25 protein-coding genes are annotated in these 24,668 nt (G+C 59.7%); 12 read left to right on the top strand and 13 right to left on the bottom strand.

Annotated features, from left to right (window positions below; translation table 11 throughout):
* Positions 1-90 precede the first annotated feature (90 nt).
* The 4 genes from ABVR31_RS09850 (at position 91) to ABVR31_RS09835 (ending at position 4,703) form a co-directional block, all read left to right on the top strand.
* The gene (locus ABVR31_RS09850) at positions 91-987 is read left to right on the top strand and encodes a LysR family transcriptional regulator (protein ID WP_372772599.1); all 897 of its coding nucleotides are present in this window, start codon (positions 91-93) and stop codon (positions 985-987) included.
* A gap of 135 nt (positions 988-1,122) precedes the next feature.
* Positions 1,123-2,340, top strand: coding sequence for an ROK family protein (locus ABVR31_RS09845; protein ID WP_372772597.1), 1,218 nt, complete (start codon positions 1,123-1,125; stop codon positions 2,338-2,340).
* A 105-nt stretch (positions 2,341-2,445) separates the two neighbouring features.
* Complete coding sequence (gene bioD / locus ABVR31_RS09840; protein ID WP_372772595.1) at positions 2,446-3,147, top strand: dethiobiotin synthase; 702 nt, start codon at positions 2,446-2,448, stop codon at positions 3,145-3,147.
* A gap of 179 nt (positions 3,148-3,326) precedes the next feature.
* Positions 3,327-4,703: a nucleobase:cation symporter-2 family protein gene (locus ABVR31_RS09835; protein ID WP_058758529.1), complete on the top strand. Its 1,377-nt coding sequence runs from the start codon at positions 3,327-3,329 to the stop codon at positions 4,701-4,703.
* A 51-nt stretch (positions 4,704-4,754) separates the two neighbouring features.
* Here the strand turns inward: ABVR31_RS09835 and osmV are convergent, their stop codons facing one another.
* From osmV to ABVR31_RS09815, 4 genes are read right to left on the bottom strand one after another with little or no spacing between them, the layout of a single operon-like run.
* A complete protein-coding gene (gene osmV / locus ABVR31_RS09830) occupies positions 4,755-5,891 on the bottom strand; it encodes an osmoprotectant ABC transporter ATP-binding protein OsmV (RefSeq protein ID WP_021506074.1) in 1,137 nt (378 codons plus the stop codon).
* Positions 5,891-6,538: an osmoprotectant ABC transporter permease OsmW gene (gene osmW, locus ABVR31_RS09825; RefSeq protein WP_021506073.1), complete on the bottom strand. Its 648-nt coding sequence runs from the start codon at positions 6,536-6,538 to the stop codon at positions 5,891-5,893. Before osmW ends, osmV begins: the two co-directional genes overlap by 1 nt.
* 9 nt (positions 6,539-6,547) lie before the next feature.
* A complete protein-coding gene (locus ABVR31_RS09820) occupies positions 6,548-7,474 on the bottom strand; it encodes a glycine betaine ABC transporter substrate-binding protein (protein WP_088515792.1) in 927 nt (308 codons plus the stop codon).
* A 16-nt stretch (positions 7,475-7,490) separates the two neighbouring features.
* Entirely contained in the window at positions 7,491-8,207 is a 717-nt protein-coding gene (locus ABVR31_RS09815) for an ABC transporter permease (RefSeq protein ID WP_021506071.1), read from the bottom strand.
* Between the two features lie 17 nt (positions 8,208-8,224).
* On the opposite strand from ABVR31_RS09815, the gene ABVR31_RS09810 reads away from it, so the two are divergent.
* Both ABVR31_RS09810 and ABVR31_RS09805 read left to right on the top strand, forming a co-directional pair.
* Complete coding sequence (locus ABVR31_RS09810) at positions 8,225-8,470, top strand: hypothetical protein (protein WP_141097281.1); 246 nt, start codon at positions 8,225-8,227, stop codon at positions 8,468-8,470.
* A gap of 119 nt (positions 8,471-8,589) precedes the next feature.
* A complete protein-coding gene (locus ABVR31_RS09805) occupies positions 8,590-10,050 on the top strand; it encodes an MDR family MFS transporter (protein ID WP_372772592.1) in 1,461 nt (486 codons plus the stop codon).
* Between the two features lie 31 nt (positions 10,051-10,081).
* Here ABVR31_RS09805 and ABVR31_RS09800 read toward each other — a convergent pair whose 3' ends face one another.
* Complete coding sequence (locus ABVR31_RS09800; protein WP_058769782.1) at positions 10,082-10,378, bottom strand: DUF1161 domain-containing protein; 297 nt, start codon at positions 10,376-10,378, stop codon at positions 10,082-10,084.
* A gap of 52 nt (positions 10,379-10,430) precedes the next feature.
* Positions 10,431-10,766 (bottom strand): DUF1283 family protein, encoded by a 336-nt coding sequence (locus ABVR31_RS09795; protein ID WP_372772590.1) that lies wholly within the window; start codon positions 10,764-10,766, stop codon positions 10,431-10,433.
* A 133-nt stretch (positions 10,767-10,899) separates the two neighbouring features.
* Between ABVR31_RS09795 and ABVR31_RS09790 the strand changes: the two genes are divergently transcribed.
* Complete coding sequence (locus ABVR31_RS09790; RefSeq protein ID WP_371221206.1) at positions 10,900-11,226, top strand: YnfA family protein; 327 nt, start codon at positions 10,900-10,902, stop codon at positions 11,224-11,226.
* A 45-nt stretch (positions 11,227-11,271) separates the two neighbouring features.
* Here ABVR31_RS09790 and ydfG read toward each other — a convergent pair whose 3' ends face one another.
* Positions 11,272-12,018: a bifunctional NADP-dependent 3-hydroxy acid dehydrogenase/3-hydroxypropionate dehydrogenase YdfG gene (gene ydfG, locus ABVR31_RS09785; protein ID WP_372772588.1), complete on the bottom strand. Its 747-nt coding sequence runs from the start codon at positions 12,016-12,018 to the stop codon at positions 11,272-11,274.
* 374 nt (positions 12,019-12,392) lie between these two features.
* On the opposite strand from ydfG, the gene guaD reads away from it, so the two are divergent.
* Positions 12,393-13,751: a guanine deaminase gene (guaD, locus tag ABVR31_RS09780; protein ID WP_372772586.1), complete on the top strand. Its 1,359-nt coding sequence runs from the start codon at positions 12,393-12,395 to the stop codon at positions 13,749-13,751.
* Between the two features lie 50 nt (positions 13,752-13,801).
* Positions 13,802-15,853 carry a peptidyl-dipeptidase Dcp gene (gene dcp, locus ABVR31_RS09775; RefSeq protein ID WP_325923701.1) on the top strand — a complete coding sequence of 684 codons (2,052 nt, stop codon included), beginning with the start codon at positions 13,802-13,804 and terminating at the stop codon, positions 15,851-15,853.
* A 51-nt stretch (positions 15,854-15,904) separates the two neighbouring features.
* On the opposite strand, the gene hpxO is transcribed toward dcp, so the two are convergent.
* Positions 15,905-17,062, bottom strand: coding sequence for an FAD-dependent urate hydroxylase HpxO (gene hpxO, locus ABVR31_RS09770; protein WP_058780578.1), 1,158 nt, complete (start codon positions 17,060-17,062; stop codon positions 15,905-15,907).
* Positions 17,063-17,310: 248 nt separating this feature from the next.
* Here hpxO and ABVR31_RS09765 point away from each other — a divergent pair, with 248 nt between their 5' ends.
* The gene (locus tag ABVR31_RS09765; RefSeq protein WP_371221050.1) at positions 17,311-17,553 is read left to right on the top strand and encodes a hypothetical protein; all 243 of its coding nucleotides are present in this window, start codon (positions 17,311-17,313) and stop codon (positions 17,551-17,553) included.
* Positions 17,554-17,558: 5 nt separating this feature from the next.
* Here the strand turns inward: ABVR31_RS09765 and ABVR31_RS09760 are convergent, their stop codons facing one another.
* From ABVR31_RS09760 to ABVR31_RS09740, 5 genes are all read right to left on the bottom strand, one after another.
* Positions 17,559-18,065: an RES family NAD+ phosphorylase gene (locus tag ABVR31_RS09760; RefSeq protein ID WP_372772583.1), complete on the bottom strand. Its 507-nt coding sequence runs from the start codon at positions 18,063-18,065 to the stop codon at positions 17,559-17,561.
* Positions 18,065-18,547 carry an antitoxin Xre/MbcA/ParS toxin-binding domain-containing protein gene (locus ABVR31_RS09755; protein ID WP_021506062.1) on the bottom strand — a complete coding sequence of 161 codons (483 nt, stop codon included), beginning with the start codon at positions 18,545-18,547 and terminating at the stop codon, positions 18,065-18,067. Before ABVR31_RS09755 ends, ABVR31_RS09760 begins: the two co-directional genes overlap by 1 nt.
* Before the next feature lie 95 nt (positions 18,548-18,642).
* Positions 18,643-20,130, bottom strand: a complete 1,488-nt coding sequence (locus ABVR31_RS09750; protein WP_372772581.1) for an FGGY-family carbohydrate kinase — start codon at positions 20,128-20,130, stop codon at positions 18,643-18,645.
* A 58-nt stretch (positions 20,131-20,188) separates the two neighbouring features.
* Entirely contained in the window at positions 20,189-21,028 is an 840-nt protein-coding gene (locus tag ABVR31_RS09745) for a class I fructose-bisphosphate aldolase (RefSeq protein ID WP_058758540.1), read from the bottom strand.
* Positions 21,012-22,766: an FAD-dependent oxidoreductase gene (locus ABVR31_RS09740; protein ID WP_372772579.1), complete on the bottom strand. Its 1,755-nt coding sequence runs from the start codon at positions 22,764-22,766 to the stop codon at positions 21,012-21,014. The genes ABVR31_RS09745 and ABVR31_RS09740 overlap by 17 nt, the downstream gene beginning before the upstream one ends.
* A gap of 184 nt (positions 22,767-22,950) precedes the next feature.
* Here ABVR31_RS09740 and ampC point away from each other — a divergent pair, with 184 nt between their 5' ends.
* Both ampC and ABVR31_RS09730 read left to right on the top strand, forming a co-directional pair.
* Positions 22,951-24,081 (top strand): class C beta-lactamase, encoded by a 1,131-nt coding sequence (ampC, locus tag ABVR31_RS09735; RefSeq protein WP_372772577.1) that lies wholly within the window; start codon positions 22,951-22,953, stop codon positions 24,079-24,081.
* Positions 24,078-24,527 carry a GNAT family N-acetyltransferase gene (locus ABVR31_RS09730; protein ID WP_021506057.1) on the top strand — a complete coding sequence of 150 codons (450 nt, stop codon included), beginning with the start codon at positions 24,078-24,080 and terminating at the stop codon, positions 24,525-24,527. Before ampC ends, ABVR31_RS09730 begins: the two co-directional genes overlap by 4 nt.
* The last annotated feature ends 141 nt before the right edge of the window (positions 24,528-24,668 follow it).

The following is a 24,668-nucleotide window of genomic DNA, read 5'->3' as shown; positions in this document are numbered from 1 at the left end:
CATCCTCAATTCAGCAAATATCTGAATACTGTAGGAAAGGCTAAATAGGTTGTACAATATATTAATAATCTCAAATGAGACGTTTAAGATATGATGATTGAGCTGCGCCATCTGCGCTACTTTATTGCCGTTGCGGAAGAGCTGCACTTTGGCCGCGCCGCGCAGCGGCTGCACATTTCTCAGCCGCCGCTCAGTCAGCAGATTTTGCAACTGGAACAGGCACTGGACGCGCAGCTGCTGACCCGCACTAATCGCAGCGTACAGCTCACGCCGGCCGGCCAGTCGTTTTTACAGGATGCGCGCGCGGTTTTATTGCAGGTGGAACAGGCGACCGGGCGCGCGGCGCGCATTCATCACGGTCAGCAGGGAGAGCTGCGCATCGGCTTTACCTCCTCGGCGCCGTTTACCGGACTGGTGTCGGATGCGCTGTATCACTATCGGCAGCGCTGGCCGGAGGTGCATATTCAGATGCAGGAGTACAACACGCGGCAGCAGCTGGCGCCGCTGCACGAGGGACGACTCGATCTGGGCGTCATGCGCAATACGCCGCTGCCGGAGGATCTTCAGCACCGCCTGTTGCTGCGTGAACCGCTGTGCGCGGTGGTGCACCACGCGCATCCGCTGGCACAGGCCACGTCAATTAGCATCCGGGCGTTAGCCAGCGAACCTTTTGTTTTCTTTGATGCGCAGGGCGGCACGGCCCTGTACGGTGAAATTCTGGCGCTGCTGCATCGCTACCAAATCAAACCTTACATTACCCAGGAAGTGGGTGAAGCCATGACGATACTCGGCCTGGTGGCAACCGGCCTTGGCGTGTCGATTTTACCCGCCTCGTTTGCCCGCGCGCGACTGGCGGAAGTCGCCTGGATTCCGCTACAGGAAAGCGATGCCATTTCTGAGGTGTGGCTGGTGTGGTCAGCATTGCGCCAGCCGAGTGCGCAGATGAGCAATATGATGGCGCTGCTGCTGCACAATGCCGAGGAATGAACCCGCGGGTACAGAAAACCGCGTTCTTTGTGTGCGATAAATCACATTTCTAATCAAATATTTGACGCTGCGCGCCAATCTGCATCACCATAGCTGCTGTTTATTTAGAAGCGCGAAAATATCCGGGAGCAGGGCGTGAATCTGGACAGTCAGCCTGGCCATATTGACCAAATAAAACAGACCAATGCCGGTGCAGTGTATCGTCTGATTGACCATTACGGTCCGATTTCGCGGATTGAGCTGTCGAAACGTGCCCAGCTGGCCCCGGCCAGCATCACCAAAATTGTGCGCGAAATGCTGGATGCGCATCTGGTGCAGGAGACCGAGTTTCAGGAGCCAGGCAGTCGCGGACGGCCGGCGATAGGGCTGATCCTCGATACCCTTGCCTGGCACTATCTGGCTGTTCGCCTTCAGCCGGGGTTCATCACCCTGACGCTGCGCGATCTCAGCAGCCGCGCGCTACAGGAAGATCGCCTGCCGCTGCCCGCCAGCGCCGACACGCCGCTACTGCAGACGCTGCAGGAGCTGGTCAACGCCTTTTTTATTCGCCATCAGCAAAAACTTGAGCGTCTGACCGCTATCGCCATTACCCTGCCGGGACTGATCAACGCCGCCTCCGGCGTGGTGCACCGTATGCCGGGCTATGACGTACAGAATATGCCGCTGGGCGAAACCCTGGCGCAGCGCACCGGGCTGCCGGTATTCGTCCAGCACGATATCTCCGCATGGACGCTGGCAGAGGCGCTGTTTGGTGCCTCACGGGGTGCGCAGGACGTGATTCAGATTGTTATTGACGAAACGGTGGGCGCCGGGGTGATCAGCGGTGGCCAGCTGCTGCACAAAAGCGGACGCGCGCTGGTGGAGATCGGTCATACGCAGATCGATCCTTACGGCCAGCAGTGTTACTGCGGCAATCATGGCTGCCTGGAAACGGTGGCCAGCACCGGCAGCCTGCTGCAGCTGGCGGCACAGCGCTTATCGTCGCAGCCGGACAGCCAGCTGCACCAGCAGCCGCTGACGCTGGCCTCGTTGTGTGCTGCTGCGCAGCAGGGCGACCGATTGGCACGGGACGTCATTGCCGGCGTCGGTCATCATATCGGGCGCATGCTGGCGATGATGGTCAACATCTTTAATCCTCAACAAATTCTTATCGGTTCACCGCTTAACCAGGCGGCGGACGTGCTGTTCCCGGCAGTCAGCAGCACCATTCGCCAGCAGGCCCTGCCGGCGTACAGTCACGCTATTCAGCTCACGCCCGCGGCTTTTAACGATCCCGGCACGCTGGGCGGCGCGGCGCTGATCAAAGACGCGCTCTATAGCGGCCATTTACTGATAAAACTGTTGCAGGGCTAACGCCAGCCCGCCTTAAGTTTGCGCTAACGCAAGCTCTCGCCTGGGACAAATCCTTAAACTGCCTCCTTTGCAGGTTACACATCGCTTTAATGAAGGAGGAGAAAGGTGAAAACGATTTTTGTCACCGGTACCGACACCGCGGTGGGTAAGACCGTGGTTTCCCGCGCACTGTTACAGTGCTTTGCCAAAGCGAATCTGTGTGCCGCTGGCTACAAGCCGGTTGCCAAAAGCGCGCAGCACACGCCGGAAGGGCTCCGTAATAAAGATGCCGTACTGCTGCAGCAGGCATCCGGCCTCACGCTGAACTACAGCGACGTCAATCCCGTGACGCTGGAAGAGGATGAAATCAGCACCAGCCCGGCGCAGCGCATCGATTATCCGTTACTCAATCGCGGACTGGCTGGCTTACAGGATCGCGCTGCACGCGTGGTAGTGGAAGGCACGGGCGGCTGGCGCAGCCTGATGAACGACTTACGGCCGCTGTCGCAGTGGGTGCAGCAGGCGCAACTGCCGGTGGTGCTGGTGGTGGGCATTAAAGAGGGTTGCATTAGCCACGCTTTACTGACCGCCGAAGCGATTGCCGCCGATGGCCTGACGCTGGCGGGCTGGGTCGCCAATCGCATCAATCCCGGACTGGCGCACTATGCTGAAATCATTGATGTTCTGCGCGATAAGCTGAACGCGCCGCTGTTGGGTGAATTGCCTTATCTGCCGCGCGCCGAACAGCGTGATTTGAGTGGTTATCTGGATATTTCGTTACTCGGGGGTGATGCACTGCACAGCGAGAGTGCAAAGCCCGCCGCCTGATGAAACAAAATGCGGCATATCGCACGCAGCTGAATCCGGAGTTTCAGGAGCGGCTGCTTTTTTTTGTGCCGTAAACCTTTTTATATTCAATCATCTGTCCTGAATTTTCCCTGTCCGCTGTCGCCCTGGCGCGTTTCATGCATCAGGCAAACTGATAAATCGTTTGCCGGAGCCCTGCTATGTCGCACCCAGAAGAAGAGAAAGGTTTGTTGTACGGGCTGGATGCCCGCATCGGTCCTGCACCGGCGTTCTTTGCCGCCCTGCAGCACGTGCTGGCCAGCGTGGTCGGTATCATCACGCCGCCGCTGATTATCGGTTCCGTGCTGGGGTTACAGGCCTGGATCCCGTATCTCATCAGCATGTCGCTGCTGGTTTCCGGACTCGGCACCTTTCTGCAGGCGCGCCGTTTCTGCGGCATTGGCGCAGGCATGATCTGTCTGCAGGGCACCAGCTTCGCCTTTCTCGGCGTCATTCTCTCGGCGGGGATGACGGTGAAAGCGCAGGGCGGTTCACCGCAGGCGATCCTCGCCATGATTTTTGGCTGCAACCTGGTGGCGGCGCTGATCCCGATGCTGATTAGCCGCTGCATCACACCACTGCGTAAAGTACTGACCCCGGTGGTGACCGGTACGGTGATCACCCTGATTGGTATCAGCCTGATAAAAGTCAGTATTACCGACTGGGCGGGCGGGCATAACGCCCGCGATTTTGGTGCGCCGGGTAATCTGGCGCTCGGGGCGCTGACCCTGCTGGTGATTATCGTGCTTAACCGTTCCCACTCGCGCTGGGCGCGGCTGGTGGCGGTGGTCGCCGGCATTGGTGCGGGCTGCATCGCGGCGGCGCTGAGCGGTCATCTGCCGCTGAAGCCGATGGCGGAGACGCACTGGCTGGTGCTGCCTTCGCTGCTGCATTTTGGCTTTGATTTTAGCTGGACGCTGTTTGTGCCGATCGCGCTGGTCTCGGTGATCTGCGTGATTGAGGCGGTGGGCGATCTGACCGCCAACTGTCTGATTTCACGCCAGCCGCTGGAAGGCGACGGGTTTCAGCGCCGGCTGCAGGGCGGAATTCTGGCCGATGGTCTCAGCTGCCTGCTGGCGGCGCTGTTCTCGGCATTTCCCAATACCACCTTTGCGCAGAACAACGGGGTGATTCAGATGACCGGCGTCGCCAGTCGCTACGTGGGGATGGTGATTGGCCTGATGCTGGTGCTGCTGGGCATCTTCCCGCTGGTCGGCAACCTGCTACAGCAGATTCCGCCGCCGGTGCTGGGCGGGGCAACGCTGGTGATGTTTGGCAGTGTGGTCGCCGCCGGTATTCGCGTGATGACGCAGGCCCCACTGGGGCGGCGTGAGATGCTGATTGTGGCGGTGTCGTTTGGCATTGGCCTCGGGGTGGAAGCGGTTCCGGACGTGCTGAAACAGTTTCCGCCGCTGGTCAGCAACCTGTTTGGTCATGCGGTCACCACCGGCGGGATTCTCGCCATGCTGCTGAACGTGGTGCTACCGAATGAAGCTAAAACGGTTGCGGCGGTCGGCGCGGTTGAAGAGAGCAACTGACGCACAATTTACCTGGAGAATCGCGCCCTCCGTGGCGCGGTTCGGTCGGGGTTACGGGTTGAGACGACGGCGCGTGCGGCCGGAGCTGAGGTAATCCGCGATGTAATCCTGCGAAATTTCGCCGCTGTAGCGACCTTCCTCATCGACAATCGGCATCCATACCGTGTTGTGTTCATACAACTTCGACAGCACCACGCGCAGGTTCTCCTCCGCTTTGCCGGTGACCTTAAAGGTGTGCAGCATCTCCTCGCAGCGGCCGGTGGCGCCGCGCGCTTCACGACGTTTGACAAAGCCCAGCGGTTTGCCATCTTCGTCGACCACCGTGACCGAACGCATGTCATTGTCGTCCATGGTCGCGAACGCCTCCTGCAGCGGGGTACTGCGCTGCACGGTGATGGTCGGCTGCTGATCGGTGACGTCGCCCGCCTGCACCAGCAGCAGACGTTTCAGCGTACGGTCCTGACCGACGAACGAGCCGACAAATTCGTTGGCCGGCTGCGCCAGCAGTTCGTCCGGGCTGGCACACTGCACGATTTTGCCCTGGCCAAACACCGCGATGCGGTCACCGAGCTTGAGCGCCTCATCAATATCGTGGCTCACCAGCATCACAGTTTTCTTCAGCTGGCGCTGCATATCGAGGAACTCGTTCTGAATCACCTCGCGGTTGATCGGGTCGACGGCACCGAACGGTTCATCCATCAGCAGTACCGGTGGATCCGCCGCCAGCGCGCGGATCACGCCGATGCGCTGCTGCTGGCCGCCCGACATCTCACGCGGGTAGCGATGCAGAAACTTCGTCGGGTCAAGCGCCACCATGCTCATCAGCTCCGTCGCCCGTTCCCGGCAGCGTTTTTTGTCCCAGCCCAGCATGCGCGGCACCACGGTAATGTTCTCTTCAATGGTCATGTTCGGGAACAGACCAATCTGCTGAATCACATAGCCGATATTGCGGCGCAGCGTGACGGTATCCTGGCCGCTGGTGTCTTCGCCATTAATTAAAATCCGCCCGCTGCTGGCGGGGATCAGACGGTTAATCATCTTCAGCGTGGTGGTTTTGCCGCAGCCGGACGGGCCAAGCAGCACACACATCTCCCCGGCAGGCACTTCCAGGCTGACGTTATCGACGGCATTGAACGTGGTGCCGTTTTTTTGCGTAAAGGTTTTCGTCAGGTTTTCCAGTTTTATCATTATCGAATCCCCTTAGGAGTCAGCGCTGACTGCAGACGGTGCAGCAGCCAGTCAAGAATAATCGCCAGTAAACAGATCATCAGTGCGCCGGCTATCAGCATACGCACATCGCTGCCGCTGATGCCGTCCAGCAGTTGCAGGCCCAGGCCGCCGGCACCGATCACCGCCGCAATCGCCATCACGCCGACGTTCATCACCACGGCGGTACGGATACCGCCAAAAATCACCGGCAGCGCCATCGGAATTTCCACCCAGCGCAGGCGCTGCCAGAAGGTCATGCCGATACCGCGACCGGCTTCGCGCAGCCCGGGCGGCAGGTTTTCCAGCGCGGTATGGGTATTACGCACAATCGGCAGCAGTGAATAGAGGAACACCGCGGTAATCGCCGGCAGGGCGCCAATCCCCTGACCGATCAGTGAAAACAGCGGAATCATCAGACCAAACAGCGCAATGGTCGGGATGGTCAGCACGATGGTGGCGATGCCCAGCACCGGTGTTGCCAGCCATTTGAAGCGGACAATCAGAATGCCCAGCGGCACGCCGACGAGGATGGCAAAACCTACCGCCACCAGCACCAGCCAGGTGTGCTGCCAGGTGAGCGCCAGCAGCGTGTTCCAGTTATCCATGATGTAATGCAGGGTATCCATTGCGCCTCCTTACAGCATGTTTTTGGATTTGAGGAAATCACGCGCCACCTGCTGCGGCGACTGGTGATCGATATCGACGCGCTTGTTCATCTCGGTGATGGCTTCATCGGTGATTAGCGGCGACAGCGCATTCAGCGCGGCCTCAAGGCCGGGATGGCTTTCCAGCACATCCTGACGCACTACCGGCGTGACGTTGTAACTTGGGAAGAAGTGCTTATCATCCTCCAGTACTTTCAAATCAAAGCCTTTAACCCGGCCATCGGTGGTGTAAATTAGTCCGGCGTCGACAAAGCCGTCGCGCACCGCGTTATACACCAGGCCGGGGTCCATCTGACGAATCTGCGGGCGATCCAGCGGCATGTTGTAGGCTTTCTGCAGCGGTTTCAGACCATCCGAGCGGCCGGCAAATTCCAGATCGAGACCGAGTTTCCAGTTATGATCCGGATCGGTGTTGCGCACCTGTTCCAGCTTCGCCACCAGCTGCGACATGGTGCTGATGCCTTCCGCCTCAGCGCGCTGGCGCTGCATGGCAAACGCGTAGGTGTTGTTCATCGGTGCGGGATTGAGCCACACCAGTCCCAGCTTCGCGTCCAGCTGTTTAACGGTTTTGTACGCCTCTTCAGACGACATCGGCTTGTTGATATGGTTAAAAATAATCAGCGAGGTGCCGGTATATTCCCACGTCATATCAATCTGCTTGTTGATCATCGCGTTGCGCCCGATGGTGGTGGCGATGTTGGTTTTCGGGATGACCTGAAAACCTTTCTTTTGCAGCCACATCACCGTCATCGCAGACAGGATATGTTGCTCGGTAAAGCTTTTGGTCGCCATTACGATGGGCGTGGCGGCGAGCGCGCCGTGACTAAGGGTTAAGGTGGCGGTCAGGGCCAGCGCGGTGCGTTTGACCCAGCGCGCCAGCAGATTAGCAGTGGCCATGATTACATGCTCCGGGTTAAGCCGCAGAGTGCGGGCTGAGGACGCGTCCCAATGCTGCCAGCAGCATGTCGAGGATCAGGGCAAACAGGGCGGTGGCCACTGCGCCGAGGATCAGCGTCGGGAAGTCGTTGAGATAAATACCGGGGAAAATCAGCTCGCCGTAGCTGCTGGCACCAATTAGGAAGGCCAGCGGCGCGGTGCCGACGTTAATCGCGGTCGCGATGCGTACCCCGGCGAGGATCACCGGCAGCGCATTCGGCAGTTCAACCCGGCGCAGCCGCTGCAGTTTGGTCATGCCAATACCGTTGGCGGCTTCAATCAGCGACGGGGGCACCGCGCTCAGACCGGCATAGGTGTTGCGCACAATTGGCAGCAGCGAGGCGAGGAACAAGGCTATCAGCGCCGGGCGATCGCCAATGCCGACAATCACCATCGCCAGCGCCAGCACAGCCAGCGGTGGCAGCGTGTTACCGACATTGAAGATTTGCATCACATATTCAGCCCAGCGACGGGCGAAGGGACGGCTGAGCAAAATCCCGCTCGGGATGCCAACCAGTAAAGCGCATAACATCGACCAGAACACTAAGTACAGGTGTTGCTGCCCAAGGTAAAGTAAATCCACCTTGCGGTCGCGCAGCGTATCCAGCCCTAATCCCCACACCAGCAGGGCTATCACCACCACGATGGCGAGCAGTGCCAGCCCGGCACGTCGGGCGAGCGATGCATTGTGCATAGCGTGCGTCTCCCTGATTGAAAAAATCGATTGATTTTATGACGTTATTTTCAGCGTACCGGCGTTATGCGGTGCAATACACAGACGAAAATCCAGCACGCTGTCAAATTGCAGTTAAAATGACTGTTTCCCGGCTTTTTCACAGTGAAAAACCAGAAACTGCCTTTAGAGCTATAGCAACGCTTGATGATCATTGCCAGTTTTCACGGCAAAATCAGGTAGATACAAAAGTGGTAAAACTAAGCGAAACCCGCATGAAATAAGGTGTCGCTCGACAATAAAAAATTTTCATCAAGATAGGTGACGTTGTCACAAGCAGGCGCACGCAGAGGAAACTGAGTCGGCGAAATTTCGACTAGCCTTGTAAGAAAAAGGGAGACGTATGACTGAAAGCGCACAATTACAAACGGAACATCGCCACTGGATTCTGATTGCCTGCATGCTGGCGATGTTCATGGCTGCCATTGAGGTCACCATTGTGGCCACGGCCATGCCAACCATCATTGCCGATCTTGGCGGTTTCGCGCAGTTTGGCTGGGTATTTTCTATTTATCTGTTAACGCAGGCGGTAAGCGTCCCGTTGTATGGCAGACTGGCGGATATCTGGGGTCGCAAACGATTATTTTTCATCGGCGTAACGCTGTTTTTGCTGGGCTCGGTGCTGTGCGGTTTTGCCCATAGTATGATGTGGCTAATTGTGTTTCGTGCCTTTCAGGGCCTGGGGGCCGGGGCGATTATGCCGCTGACCACCACCATCGTGGCGGACATCTATTCGCCGCGCGAGCGCGCCAGCGTGCAGGGCTGGCTCTCCAGCGTCTGGGGCGTCGCGGCCGTCATCGGTCCGCTCAGCGGCGCCTGGCTGGTTCAGCACTTTAACTGGTCGGTGATTTTCTGGGTAAACGTGCCGATTGGTCTGCTCTCCATGCTGCTGCTGGCGCGTTTTCTGCCGGCGCGCGAACAGCATCAGGGCGCAACGCTGAATCTGACCGGCAGCTGCTGGTTGATGATCAGCGTCACCGCACTGCTGGTGGCGCTGTTACAGGCGGAAGCGCTGGGTTTCTGGCTGGTGCCGTTCCTGGCGCTGGCGCTGCTGGCCGGCTGGCGGCTGAAACATCACGAGCAGCGGGCCGATGCGCCGCTGTTTCCGCTGGCGCTGTGGCGCAGCCGCCTGATTGTGGCCGGTAATGCCGGGAACCTGATTATCGGGGCCACCATGATGGGCATCAGCGCGTTTCTGCCGACGTGGATTCAGGGCATTACTGGCGGCACGCCGCTGCAGGCGGGCAGCGCGCTGGCGATGATGTCAATTGGCTGGCCGCTGGCCAGTACGCTCAGCGGGCGCCTGATGCTGATCACCTCGTATCGTTTTACCGCGCAGCTCGGCGCGTTTTTACTGATTGCCGGCAGCGCGCTGTTACTGCTGCTGCGCGCCGACAGCAGCATCATGCAGGCCGGGCTGACGGCGTTTGTTATTGGCACCGGGATGGGCATGACCAGCACCACCTTTCTGGTTTCGGTACAAAATCATGCGCACTATGAGATTCGCGGCATCTGCACCGCCTCGATCATGTTCAGCCGCATGCTGGGATCGGCCATCGGCACGGCGATAATGGGCGCGGTGCTCAATCTCAACCTGTCGCTGCGGCTGCCGCAGGCCAGCGATCCGATGCAGAAAATTATGGCACCGGAGAGCCGTCAGGCGCTGCCGCAGGAACAGTTACACTTCTGGACCGGGCAGATTGCCAGTTCGCTGCACTGGGTATTTGTGGTGGCATTGCTGATTGCGCTGCTGACGTTGTGGATTGCGTGGCTGATGCCGCGTCAGCGGCCGGAGGCGGAATAAAGCAGGGCGGCCGACCAGCCGCCCGAAGAGATTACTGTGCGGGAGCATCCTGCGAGCTGCCCGCGCTGTCCGGCACGCTGCTGTCCGCATCGCGACCGTTTTTCTTGTAAACGATTTTCTGCGTGTCGTTTTCACAGTGGCCAACGACCTGACCGCCTGCCTGATCAACCTGATCGTTCGGCACGATATCCAGCGTAAAATCCGATTCCGCCACGCCATTGTTGATGATCTTTTTGCTGATGTCGGCGCGCACGCTTTCGCAGGACGCCTGCACCGCCAGCGGTAACGCCAGCGCCATTAGCAACACAACTGCATTACGTTTTTTCATCACTCACTCCTTGTTGCGTCATTCCCGTGAAAACTATAGCAGCTGGCGCGCGTTACGGCGCCAGCGGACGGCCGGTGCGGCGATCGAGGCAGCGCAGGGTGTTCGGTTCCCAGTACGCATTAACGTTGTAGCTTTTTTCACAGGCGTCGCGGGTATCAAAGGCCCGGTCTGCCTTGTCGAACTCTTTCTCCACGCGGGTATTTACCTTGTTACGCAGGTTGCGCGTATCGTTCCACTGCTCATTGCTCTGACGCGCCGCCTCGTTGCTGGCCGCGTTGTTGCCATCTTCAATAATCAGGCGATCCGTCTTAGCGACAGCCAGCGGCGCAGTCAGCAATACGCTGGCGGTCAGCGTGGTAGCCAGCAGGGCGGAAAACAGTTTTTTCATCGTCATTTCCTTTCGTTAACTCCAGCACAGCGCGCAGGGCGGCTGTCACAACACTGTCTGCCAGTATATCATCGCTGCTTCTTTGCTCACCAGCGGTGAGCGGTTTGTTTAACGATCAGAGAGACTTTGTATGCTGCTGAAAACCGCGCTGCTGTTTTTTATCACTGCGATTGCCGAGATCACCGGCTGTTTTCTGCCGTGGCTGTGGCTGAAGCGTGGTATGAGCGCCTGGCTATTGTTACCGGCCGCAGCCAGTCTGGCGCTGTTTGTCTGGCTGCTGACCCTGCATCCGGCAGCCAGCGGCCGGGTGTATGCGGCTTATGGCGGCGTGTATGTGTTAACGGCGCTGATCTGGCTGCGGCTGGTCGATGGCGTCAAACTGAGTGCGTGGGATTGGGTCGGTGCGCTGGTGGCGTTCAGCGGCATGCTGATTATCGTTATCGGCTGGGGCAAGGCCTGAACCGGGCGCGCAGGGCGACCCGACGGGCCGCCACGCGCAGCTTGCTTATCCTTTAAACACTTTCAGTCCGGCGGTGGTTTGCGTCACCGGCATGATTTCCAGCGTGTTGATGTTGACGTGCTTCGGCAGCGTGGTCACCCAATAGACCGCTTCCGTCACGTCTTCCGCCGTCAGCGCGGTGGTGCCTTCATACACCGCATCCGCGCGGCCATCGTCACCTTTGAAGCGCACGTTCGAAAACTCGGTGCCGCCCACCAGGCCAGGCTCGATATCGGTGACGCGCAGCGCGGTGCCGTGCAGGTCGGTGCGCAGGTTGAGGCTGAACTGGCGCACAAACGCCTTGGTTGCCCCGTACACGTTGCCGCCGGCGTACGGCCAGCTGCCGGCAATCGAGCCAATGTTGACGATGTGACCGACGTTGCGCTCTACCATGGCAGGCAGCACGGCGCGCGTCATATACACCAGCCCTTTGTTGTTGGTGTCGATCATATCTTCCCAGTCTTCAACGCTGGCTTTATGCGCCGGTTCGACGCCCAGCGCCAGCCCGGCATTGTTCACCAGCACATCGATATCACGCCATTCGGCGGGCAGGGCAGCGATGGCTTCTTCGATAGCCGCGCGGTTACGCACATCCAGCTGCACGGTATACAGGTTGTCGCCCAGTTCCTGTTTTAATTCCTGCAAACGCTCAGCACGGCGTCCGCTGGCGATCACTTTGTGACCTGTAGCAATGAAGCGGCGGGTGATACTTTGACCAAAACCGGCGGTCGCACCGGTAACAAAAATAATCATCTCACTGTTCCTTATACGATTTCAGGTTCTCTGCCACACCTTAGCATTAACCCCGCAGCGCCGCTCATGAAAAGCGTGAGCGGCGTGTTGCAGAATCTTTCCTGCACGTTTTCGGTGCGGCCATGCACCATGAGCGTGCCCGATCAGGCACATTTTCCCGGCGTATAACGCCAGCGCAATGCGCAAGCGGAATACCACGAACAGGCAATCGGTTACGCATACGATTGCCTGCAATTTTTGCGACGATAATCGCGCTGAAATTGGGTATTTATCTGAATTTAAAGTGATTGTTGGGTGAACTTGCCTGGCATGCAGTTTGCAATATCTTTGCTATATCTCTCTGAAACTTGCCATTACACTCTGAAGGAAGCGTCATGTCTGACTCCGTTGTAACTCGTCTGCGCGCCAGTTTTTTTGATTTTCCCGCGCTGGCCGACCAGCCCGATGGCCTCGCCGACCAGGCACGCTACCTCGAAGACGGTCTGCTGACGCTGCGCGACGGCAAAGTGGTGAGCCTGGAGCGCTGGCAGCCGGCACATCAACACCTGGAATCAACGCAGGTGATCGATCTGCGCGGCAAGCTGATCCTGCCGGGGTTTGTGGATACCCATATTCACTATCCGCAGACCGAAATGATCGGCGCGTTCGGTGAACAGCTGCTGGAGTGGCTCAATCAGTACACTTTTCCGGTCGAGAGCCAGTACCACTGTGCGGCGCACGCGGCGCGCATGTCAGCGTTTTTCCTGCAACAGCTGCTGGCCAATGGCACCACGACTGCGCTGGTGTTTGGTACGGTGCATCCGCAATCGGTAGATGCGCTGTTCAGCGCCGCCGAACAGCTGGAGATGCGGCTGATTGCCGGCAAGGTAATGATGGACCGCCACGCACCGCCGGAACTGACCGAAACGCCGGCGCAAAGTTATCAGCAGACGCGTGAGCTGATTCAGCGCTGGCACCAGCGCGGGCGTCTCGGTTATGCGCTGACGCCGCGCTTTGCGCCGACCTCATCGCCGCAGCTGCTGGAAAAAGTGCAGCAGCTGAAAAACGAGTTTCCCGACACCTGGCTGCATACCCATCTCAGCGAAAATCAGCAGGAGATCGCCTGGGTAAAAACGCTGTTTCCCGCCCATGATGGCTATCTTGATGTGTATCACCAGCATCAGCTCACCGGCAAACGCAGCGTATTTGCCCACTGCCTGCATCTTGAGGATCGCGAATGGCAGTGCCTGCACGACACCGACTCGGCGATGGCCTTCTGTCCGACCTCCAACCTGTTCCTCGGCAGCGGGCTGTTCAATCTAAAACGCCGCTGGCAGCAGCGCGTGCGCATGGGCATGGGCACCGATGTCGGCGCCGGCACTACCTTCAATATGCTGCAGACGCTGGGTGAAGCCTATAAGGTGGGGCAGCTGCAGCAGTACAAACTCAGCGCCGCAGAAGCGATTTACCACGCCACGCTGGGCGGCGCCCATGCGCTGGATCTTGATGACAAAATCGGCAACTTCAACCCCGGTAAAGAGGCGGATTTTGTGGTGATCGATCCTGCCGTATCACCGCTGCAGCAGCTGCGCATGGCCAACAGCGACGATATCCATCAGCGTTTGTTTGTCCTGATGACGCTGGGTGATGACCGTAACATCGCGCAAACCTGGATCAACGGTAAGTGCGTGTGGCAGCGGGAAAGCCATGCGCACGCGCAAGGTTGTTGCCAGGCGACGAAACTGCCAGGATAAAAGCATCCCGCCGCAGGTGGCTGCGGCGTTGCTGATTATCAGGAGCGATAATGACTTCACGTGCCAATCCGTTTTTTAACGTCAGCCCCTTGCCGTACCAGACACCGCCGTTTGATCTGATCGACGAAGCGCATTTCCTGCCGGCGCTGGAAGCCGGAATCGCCGAAAAGCGCCAGGAAGTGGCGGCCATTGCCAGCAACCCCGAGCCGGCAACCTTTGCTAATACCTATGAAGCGCTGGAGCGCAGCGGTAGCCTGCTAAATCGCGTGTACCCCGTTTTTGCCGCGATGACCTCAGCCAATACCAGCGAGCGGCTCCAGCAGGTTGACGAGCTGATCACCCCGCAGCTGACGGCGCTCAATGACGAAATCTACCTTAACCCGGCGCTGTTTGCGCGGCTCGACAGCGTGTATCAGCAGCGCGGTTCGCAGTGCCCGGATGCCGAAGCGATGCGTCTGGTGGAAGTCACCTGGCAGCGCTTTCAGCTGGCCGGCGCCAGCCTGAGTGAGCGCGATAAAGCGCAACTGCGCGCCTGCAATCAGGAGCTGGCCAGTCTGGGCACGCGTTTCGGTAACCGGCTGCTGGCGGCAACTAACGCCGCCGCTTATACCGTCAGCAGCGCGGCGGCGCTGGACGGCCTGTCGCCGGCGGCGCTGGCACAGGCGAAGGACGCCGCCGGGGCGCGCGGGCTGCACGACGCATGGCTAATCCCTCTGCAAAATACCACCCAGCAGCCGGTGCTGCAGTCGCTGACGGTGCGCGCCACGCGCGAAGCGCTGTTTCAGCAGGCGCTGACGCGCAGCGAGCAGGGTGACGACAACGACACGCGCGCCATCGTGTCGCGCATGGCGCAACTGCGTGCGCAGCAGGCCAGTCTGCTGGGCTTCGACAGCTTTGCAGCATGGAGCCTGCAGGATCAGATGGCGAAAACGCCGGAAGCCGCCCAGTCCTTTATGCGCAACATCGTGCCTGCCGCGACGGCGCGCGCCGGGCGTGAAGCGGCGGATATTCAGCAGCTGATCGCCGATCAAAACCACAGCTTCCCGCTGCGCGCCTGGGACTGGAATTACTACGCGGAGCAGGTACGCGCCGCGCAATACGCGCTGGATGAAGGGCAAATCCGCCCCTATTTTGAGCTCAACACTGTACTGGAAAGGGGCGTGTTCTGGTGTGCCAGCCAGCTGTATGGCATCCGTTTTGAACAGCGCCACGATCTGCCGGTCTACCATCCGGACGTCAACGTTTATGAGATTTTCGATGCCGACGGTGCACCGTTAGCGCTGTTCTACACCGATTTCTTCACGCGGGATAACAAGAGCGGTGGCGCATGGATGGGCAATTTCGTCGACCAGTCGACGCTGCTGGAAAGCCGGCCGGTGATTTACAACGTCTGCAATTACAGCAAGCCGCAGCCCGGACAGCCGGCACTGCTCAGCTGGGATGAGGTGATCACGCTGTTCCATGAGTTTGGCCACACGCTGCACGGCCTGTTCGCCACCCAGCGCTATGCCAGCCTGTCCGGCACCGCCACACCGCGTGATTTTGTCGAGTTTCCGTCGCAAATCAACGAACACTGGGCCAGTCAGGATCAGGTGTTTGCCCACTATGCGCGCCATTATCAGACCGGTGAAGCGATGCCCGCCGCGCTGCGCGACAAAATGGTGCGCGCCGCGAAATTCAACAAAGGCTATGACATGACCGAACTGCTGGCGGCGGCGCTGCTTGATTTGCAGTGGCACTCGCTGTCGCCGCACGATAAACCGCAGGATGTCAGCCATTTTGAGCAGCAGGCGCTGGCGGCGGAGAATATCGCCCTGAGTGCCGTGCCGCCGCGCTATCGCTCCAGCTACTTCCGTCATATCTGGGGTGGCGGCTATGCGGCCGGGTATTACGCCTATATCTGGACGCAGATGCTGGCCGACGATGGTTATCAGGCGTTTGTCGAGCGGGGTGGTCTGACGCGGGAAAATGGTCAGCGCTTCCGTGAGCAGATTCTGTCGCGCGGTAACAGCAGCGATCTGCAGCATCTGTGGCTGGCCTGGCGCGGTAAAGCGCCGGACATCGGGCCGATGCTGAAACACCGCGGCCTCGACGAGGCGTAACGCGCCGTAACCGAAGGGCCAGCCAGCGGTGCAGCTGGCTGGCCTGCACGCTTATCCCAGCGGACCGCCTTCAATGGTGTCACACATGCCGGCCAGCACGCGCTCGCCGGTTTCCTCTTTCAGTCCGGCATACCATTCCGCGGTGACCGCCGCATCTTTGGCGTGGGTGACATCACAACGCTTGCGCGCTTTCAGCACCAAATCACGGGTGCGCTCGACGCGCCGCGCCTCATAGCGCAGCAGGCCGTCCTCAATGCCCAGCGAGTGGGCAGTCAGGGTTTGCGCCAGTACCACCGCATCTTCCATTGCCGCACAGCCGCCCTGACCGATATCCGGCGTGGTGCTGTGTGCCGCATCCCCCAGCAGCGCCACACGTCCTCTGACAAAGCGGCTGAAGGGTTCGATATCATGAATCTCCACGCGATTGGTGGTTTGTGCGTCAATGCTGGCGATCAGCCGCTGGACCGGTTCGGCCCAGCCGGCAAAATAGCCGCGCAGATCGTCTTTCACCGTTGCGCGATCCTGCGCCAGCCCTTTCGGCAGCGGGACATCAAAGAAAAAGTAGAAGCGGTTACCGCTCACCGGCATCAGCGAGACGCGCTTGCCCTCGCCGACAAAGGTGGTCCACTGATCGGCGGGCGCGATGCTTTCATCGATGGTGACCAGGCCATTCCAGTTAACGTAGCCTGCGTAGCGGCGCTCGACGTGTTCGCCCAGCACGTGATGGCGAATCACCGAGTGGGTGCCGTCGGCGGCCACCATAAAATCCCCTTCAGCCTGGCTGCCGTCATCAAACCAGGCGGTCACGCCGCTGGCATGCTGCTCCACCCGCACAACGCGTTTGCCAAAGCGGATGCGTTCGCGGCCGTAGCTGTCGATCAGCAGCGCCTGTAACTCTGCGCGTGCGACCGGATAAGGATACTCGCCGACCTGCTGCACCAGCGGTGACAAACTGAAGCGGGTCAGGGTGCTGCCGCTGTGGCCATCGTTGTAAGCCATAAACGCCATATTGCCGCCGAGCGCACGCAGCTGTGCCTTGAGACCCAGCGCATTGAGGCACTTCACGCCGTTAGGCCAGATAGAGATGGCCGCGCCGACCGGTTTCATCTCTTTCACCGCTTCATACACTGCGGTACTGAAACCCGCTTTTTCCAGCGCCAGCGCCGCGCTCATGCCGCCGATACCCGCTCCAATCACAATCGCTTTCATTACCGTCTCCTTTACTGTGCACCCTAAGCCCTGCAACTTTTGTACCATCTTGCAGGGCTAGGGTGATGGTGAGTTAAAGTATTGAAAATAATGATTTCTATTCTGGTTGGGTCAGACGCTGCTTCGGCAATGGGCACAGATGCTGCACCTTAACAGGGCGTCATCCGGGGGAAGGTGAACCAAAGGTTTCACGCTGGCAATCATCCGGCCAGCGTTCATACTCTCTACATCCATCCTGCGAGGACTGAATGATGAAGTGGATAACGATGTTATTTCTGCTGGGCAGCCTGAGCGCAGCGGCGCAAACACCGTGGCAGCCGGAGAGAAAAGGGGATGTGCCGCAGCTCACGCCGGTAGCAGCGAAGTGTGATGTCTCTTCCTGTCAGCAGAACTGTTACGTGCAGCAATCGCAGTGCAAGAATGACAACGGCGGCGGCTGTGGCTCGCTGGCGCAGATTTGCGTACAAAACTGTGCCAGCCAGTGCCGCTAGAGCGTTTACGGATCGTCTTTGATACGGCGATCGATGGCGAAGGGTGCGGAGGTCGCTGTGGCAATCAGCGCGGCCGCGCCCGGATGATCGGGGTTAAACAGCGCATTATCTTCGCCGGTGAGGATGCTGGGTACCGTCATCAGCAGGGGAAAGCCGTTGTGCGGATCGAGAAACGCCGCGCCGATGGCCTGCGTCTCCTCCTGCTGCTGATATTTTTCCCAGCCGGCCGGCAGTTTACTGCTGTCGAGGGCGATGATGTCGGACTCGGGTACCGCCACGGTAAACACCACAAAGCGGCTTTGCTCCAGCAGCGTTTTCCCGGCGTGCACCACCAGTTCCAGCGTCGCCAGCGCTTTTGAGCTGCTGAGGTAAACCGCTTTCATCCCGGGCGGATTCCAGCGGCCACCCCATTTTTCTGCGCCAGCACCGTTAAACGCCTGGCTGGCGTACTCCGCTTTGACAATCCGATAGAACACCCTGACGGGTGCGACCGGATCCTTCCGTCGTGTCATCAGACAATCACTCCGTGCTCCAGGCGACCAATCAGCGTCAGCACCGCATCGCAGCCGGCGGGCGTACTGAGCATGTTAATCGGCTGCGCGTTGTCGAGCGCCAGTGCAGGCTGATACATCCAGTGCATCGCCACTTCCGGATCGCCAGCGAACAGTTGGATCACCGCATCCAGCACTTCAAACACCTGATAGATGCGTGCACCCTGTTCGACCGAGAGCTGCGATCCGGACTTCTCGCGGCGCCGGTAGGTGTTACGGTCAATCGAGACCATTTGCGCGATGTCGATCGGCGTCGCTTTCAGAATCGTGGCGGCGCGTTCGACAATGCCGACATCCATGCCGTCGGTGATCAACTTATGCGCCTTAAGCCGGTTACGCGGCAGCCCCATCTGATCCATAAAAGAGGGGCGGGCGTGCTGAATCAGCGACGGATCAAAGATGCGCGATCCGCTGGTGGGATTAAAAGCCGATGCGGTGGACATCACAACCTCCTGATAATGTTCATGTGAACATTTTTATGCATCAAGTGTACAGCATTTGCCCGCCGGTGTCATGGTTTGTTCACGCCGCACCGCCATTAACTGGCGGTGCGCCAGATGTCGCTCATCGCCAGCTCAAGTTTTTTAAACAGCCGGTAGCGGGTGTCATGGAACGCGAAGCGCGCCGCGCGGGGCTGCAGCGCCTCCGGCGCAAGGGTAACCGCCTGCTGCACGGCGGCAGCCAGATTCGGCCACTGACCCACGCCCACGCCCGCACACAGGGCCGCACCCAGCGCCCCGGTTTCGTGGCAGGTTGCGACGCGAATCGGCATCCCCAGCACATCCGCAAACATTTGCGGCCAGACACTGCTGCGTGTCGCGCCGCCGGAGAGCGTGGCCTGGTTGACCGTAATGCCGGCCGCGCGCAGCCGGTCAATGTGCGCCCGGTGGGCAAAGGTCACGCCTTCAAACAGGGCAAACAGCATGTCAGCGCGCGTATGCCAGCCGCCGAGGCCGTAAAAGCCGGCTTTGGCGGGTTCGGCTTTCCGCCCTGAATAGAGGTAAGGGTGATACAGCGGCAACTGCGCGTCAGGCCTGACCTGTGCCACGCTGTCGCTGCTGCGCGCCGCGCCCTGGCCAGCGCGGCCATCATCAAATTCACGCAGGAACCAGTCAAGATTGGCGGCAGAAGTGGCGCTGGCCTCGATCGCCATGTAGCGATCGCGTTCGATGATCGAATTCATAAACACCGGGCGCAGATAATCAGGTTTGTCGACCACCACCTGATTGATGCTCCAGGTACCGGCGACAATGGAGGCCTCACCGCAGTTCACTACGCCCGAGCCGACCGCGCTGGCAACCACGTCAAACATGCCGGCCACCACCGGGATGCCAGCGGGTAAACCGGTGAGCTGCGCTGCGTGGGCCGAGACCACGCCGGTAACCTCGCAGGATTCACGCAGCGGTGGTAGCAGGGCGAGCGCCTCTTCAATGCCATATAACGCCAGCAATTCACGACTGTAGCTGCGCTGGCGATAATCAATCAGCCCGGCACCGGCGGCATCCGAATAGTCCGCGCTGACGTTGCCGCACAGAAAGTGGGCGATGACATCTTTGGCACACAGCAGATGGCCGATCTGCGCCCAGCGTTCCGGCTGATGCTGACGTATCCAGCTGATCAGCACCGGTGTTGCGGCGGGCCACGGTTTTTGCAACGACAGCGCGTAAATCTGCTGCGCCGCACCGCTGGATTCCAGCGCCTGTACCGTGGCGCTGGCGCGATGATCAATCGACTGGATGCCAAACAGCGGGCGCTGCTGACGATCCAGCGCATACAACCCGTTGCCGTGTCCGGCGGCCCCGACGGCAATCACTTCGCTGCCACGCGTGCCGGCTTGCTGCAGGCAGCGACTCACCGCATTGCTGACGCCGCGCCAGATATCTTCAACTGGCCGTTCAGCATAGCCTTCCTGCGGCTGATGCGTTTCGCCGGCGCACTCCGCTACCGACAGCACGCGGCCGCTCAGGTCAAACAGTACCGCTTTGATCATGGTATTTCCGGCATCGATGCCGAGAATCTGGCTCATATCCGACTCCGTTTCAGGCGAAGACGGCGCACCGCTTAAGCGCCGGTGCAGGTCACGCTTAACCCTGCTGGTAGATGTCCAGCGCATCCGCGCCGCTGACACCCTGATGAATAATCGCCATCAGCGCGCTGACCACGCGTGACGGATTATCATGTTGATAAACGTTGCGGCCATACACCATGCCGCTGGCACCCTGCGCCATCAGCGCGGCGCTTTTCGCCAGCACCGCGCCCAGTTCCCCTTTGCCGCCGCCGCGCACCAGCGTCGGACAGCGCGCCGCCTCCACCACACGATGGAAATCCTCTACGTTATCCGTGGGGTCGGCTTTAATGATGTCGGCGCCCAGCTCCCGCGCCAGCCGCACCAGCGGCACGATTTGTCTGACGTCACCGAGCGAGCCGTACGCCGCGCCCTGGCCGGCGGGGGCCATCACCAGCGGCTCCACCATCAGCGGCATGGCATAGCGATCGCAGGCCTGGCGCAGGCGGCCAATGTTCTCCACGCACATGCGAAAAATGCCCGGTTCATCCGGAATTTGATAAAGATTGACCACCACCGCGGCGGCATCCATCTGCAGCGCGGCAAGAATCGGTGCCTCCGGATTGTGCAGCACCGCCCACATCTCGCGATGGCGTGCTGCGTTATAGGCATTGCCGACGTCGGTGCGCATCACCAGCGCCGGTTTGCGCCCGGCAACGCACTGCAGCAGATCGGCCTGACCATAATTGACCTGGATCGCATCCGGCTGTGCGGCAATCAGGTTGCGCATCACGCTTTCAATATCTTCCAGCCCCAGCAGAAAATCGGGCTCGTTGGCGATGCCGTGATCGATCGCCACATCCAGGCACTTGCCGTGGTGAAATAACCGGTTGAGGCGAACTTTAGGGGTGAGTGACATCCTGAACTTCCTCCTGTGAAAACGCGGATGCGAGCGCGTGCAGCCCATGGCGCTGCGCCAGGCTGATTGCGGTGTGCTGCAAATGTTCAGCGCGCTGACTGTCCTGCCAGCCGAGCGAGTCGGCCAGCAGCTGCGAAATTTCCTGCATGAGCGGCGGCGTTAATTCACCGCAGATAGCCAGCGACGTGCGGCGCACCAGCACATCTTCCAGCTGGCACACCTGTTCATGCTCGATCAGATAGCGCAGTTCGGTGGCGCTGTAACCGGCATGATGCTGCAGCGGCTGTTCGCCGTGCTGCTGAATCTGCTGCAGCAGCGGCAGGGCCCGGCTGCCGTAGCGTTTCGCCAGTTGCGTCACGCGTGCCAGCGGAAGGTCATAGTGCTGCGCCAGCGCACTGAGCCAGGCGGGCTGGGCGGACGGCGCCGGAAAATCCCGGCCGCCGCCAATCGGCAGGTCGCTGCTGGAGACGCGACGCTTTTCTCCCAGCAGGCGCAACACGCGGTCGGCGGCCTCTTCCCCGAAGCGGCGGAAGGTAGTCCATTTACCGCCGACCAGACATAGCGTGCTCCAGGCACGCGCGTGGTCAGGCGGCAGCAGCACCAGCGAATGGTTACGCGAAATCTGGCCATTCACTTTGGCCTCGCTGGCCGGCAGCGGGCGCACGCCGCAGAAGGTGTACACCACCGCAGACGCTGGCACCACGATGTCAGGAAACACAAAGCGCAGCGACTCAAGAATGTAAGCCTGCTCTTCGGCTTCGCACACCACGCTATCGGGGTCATCAACGCGGATATCGGTTGAGCCCACCAGCACTTTGCTGAACCAGGGAAACATGATGCACACCCGGCCTTCCTGGTTTTCGAAATAGACCATTTCACCGTCCAGCATCTGTAACAGCTGTGGGTGATCGAGGATCAGATGCGATCCTTTGGTGCCGCCTATCAGTCTGGTGGGTGGTGAATGCACGGCCAGCTGCTGATTCAGCTGGTCGATCCACGCGCCGCCGGCATTCACCAGCACGTGCGGCTGCAGGCTAAAGCGCTCACCGCTCAGCGTATCTTCCAGCAGCACCGTCTCGTCGCTGGCGCTGACCACCCGCAGATAATTGAGCGCCAGCGCCTCCGGGCAGGCGCGTTCCGCATCTTCAATCAACTCAAACCCGAGTCGCTCCGGCGCGCTGATCCACGCATCGTAGTAGCTGGCGCTGTATTTCACCCAAGGCGCGAAGCCAGGCCAGCGATCGCGCGTGGCGGCTTCGTTACGCAGCTGGTGGCGCGGCATAGCGCCATACTGTCGCGTGTAGAGGTCGTACAGGCTCAGGCCGGTTTTGATCAGCAGCGCGCCGCGCCGGGTGGGCTTATCGCTCAGGCGCAGGAAACGTCGCGTGGCGTTAACCAGTCCACCGCCGAGATTATCGATCGGTACGGTGGTACGCAGCGGAAACACATAGTGCGCGGCGTTTTTCAGCAGGCGATCGCGCTCCATCACCGACTCCTTCACCAGGCCAAACTCGCCGGTCTCCAGATAGCGCAGGCCGCCGTGAATCATGCGCGACAGCGCGCCGCTGGCCGCCTGGCACCAGTCACCTTTCTCCACCAGCACCGCAGGAATGCCCTGTAATGCCAGCTCACGAAAAGTACTGATGCCGTTGATGCCGCCGCCGACGATCAGCACCGGCAGCGAACTGCGCGCGCGCAGGCGGCTAAGCCGTTGTTCGCGGGTCAAAACCTGTTCCATTGTCAGCTCCTTGCGATGAACGCTTACTTGTCAAAGGTATAGGAGCGGGCGCAGCAAACGGCAAATCAGGTCATACAGGATGTGATTTTGTTCACTACCAATGAGAATTGTCGGGAAGCCTGGCAGGGGTAACGATATACTGCCGGTCAGACATCATGGTTAACCTGCAGGAAAAGGAATTTTCATGTTTTCATGGGCCCGATTAAGCGCACTTGCGCTGCTGGTCAGCGGCAGTGCGCTGGCAACGACATCACCAGACAGCATCATCAAACCGCTGATGCAGCAGTATCAGATCCCCGGTATGGCGGTGGCGATTCTGCACGACGGCAAAACCGAATTTTATAACTATGGCGTGGCATCGAAAGAGAGCGGACAGCCGATCAACGAGCAGACGCTGTTTGAAATCGGCTCGCTGAGTAAAACGTTTACCGCCACCTTAGCCAGCTATGCGGCGCAGCAGAACAAACTGAATTTCAGCGACGCGGCCAGCCAGTGGCTGCCGGAACTGAAAGGCAGCGCTTTTGATCGCGTCTCGCTGCTGAATCTGGCGACGCACACCAGCGGCACGCCGCTGTTCGTACCGGATGACGTGACCAATACCCGCGAGCTGATGCGCTGGTACAAACAGTGGCAGCCAGAGGCCCAGCCGGGCACGGTGCGCGTTTATTCCAACCTCGGTATCGGTATGCTCGGCATGATTGCGGCTAAAAGTCTGCATCAGCCGTTCATCAGCGCGATGGAAAAGCAGCTGCTGCCGGCGATGGGCATGACGCACAGCTATGTGCAGGTGCCTGCATCGCAGATGGGGCGCTACGCCCAGGGTTATAACAAGCAGGATCGCCCGGTGCGGGTCACGCCAGGCCCGCTGGATGCGGAATCCTATGGCCTGAAATCCACCTCTGCCGATCTGATTCGCTGGCTGGCCATTCAGCTGCAGCAACAGCCGGTCGCGCCCGCATGGCAACAGGCGGTGGCCGCGACGCATCAGGGCTATTACCACACCGAGACCGCTTTTACTCAGGCGATGATGTGGGAATATTACCCGCTGCCGGTGACCACGCAGCAGCTGGTGGACGGCAACAGCGGCGCGCGCATCATGAAGGGCATGAAAGCCATGCGGATTACGCCGCCGCAGGCTGCGCCGCAGCAGGCGTGGTACAACAAAACCGGCTCCACCAACGGATTCGCCACCTACGCGGTCTTTATTCCGTCGCAGCGGGTTGCGCTGATTATGCTGGCAAATAAGTGGTTCCCGAATGACGATCGGGTGGTGGCTGCGGAAAAAATCATCAGCAACATCGGGAAGGGCGAATGATCACCATCAGAGCGCTGCGCGCAGAAGATTTTATGCCGTGGCTGGCGCTGTGGCAGGGCTATCAGCGCTTTTATCAGACTACCATTGACGATAACACCACCGGCGAGAGCTTTCGCCGCTTGCTGTCCCGCGCGGAACCCATGCACTGTCTGGTGGCCGAGCAGGACGGCGCGATGGTCGGGCTGGTGCATTTTCTTACCCATCGCTCAACCTGGACTCAGGGCGACTACTGCTATTTGCAGGACCTCTACGTCAGCGAAGCCGCGCGCGGTCTGGGTGCCGGCAAGGCGCTGATTCTGGCGGTCTATGAACAGGCAGAGAAGCTCGGCTGTTCGCGTGTTTACTGGCTGACGCAGGCGTCTAATAGCCACGCGCGGGCGCTGTACGATCGGCTGGCGCAACAAACCGATTTTGTGCAGTACCGTCATTTATTCGATCAGCCATAATTTTCCCGGGCTGCCATGGAAGGTGGCCCCCGCGTGCCTGATCCAGGCGCGCTTGCGTTATTCATCTCACCGTTTCGCTCCCTGAACCCTTTCAAACGAAAATCCCTCAGATAAATAACTGTGACCATGCTCGCTATTTTT

Origin of the sequence: Pantoea sp. WEP (assembly GCF_041678305.1) — a bacterium.
GTDB classification, from domain to species: domain Bacteria; phylum Pseudomonadota; class Gammaproteobacteria; order Enterobacterales; family Enterobacteriaceae; genus Pantoea; species Pantoea dispersa.
This window is presented reverse-complemented; position numbering and strand designations above follow the sequence as displayed.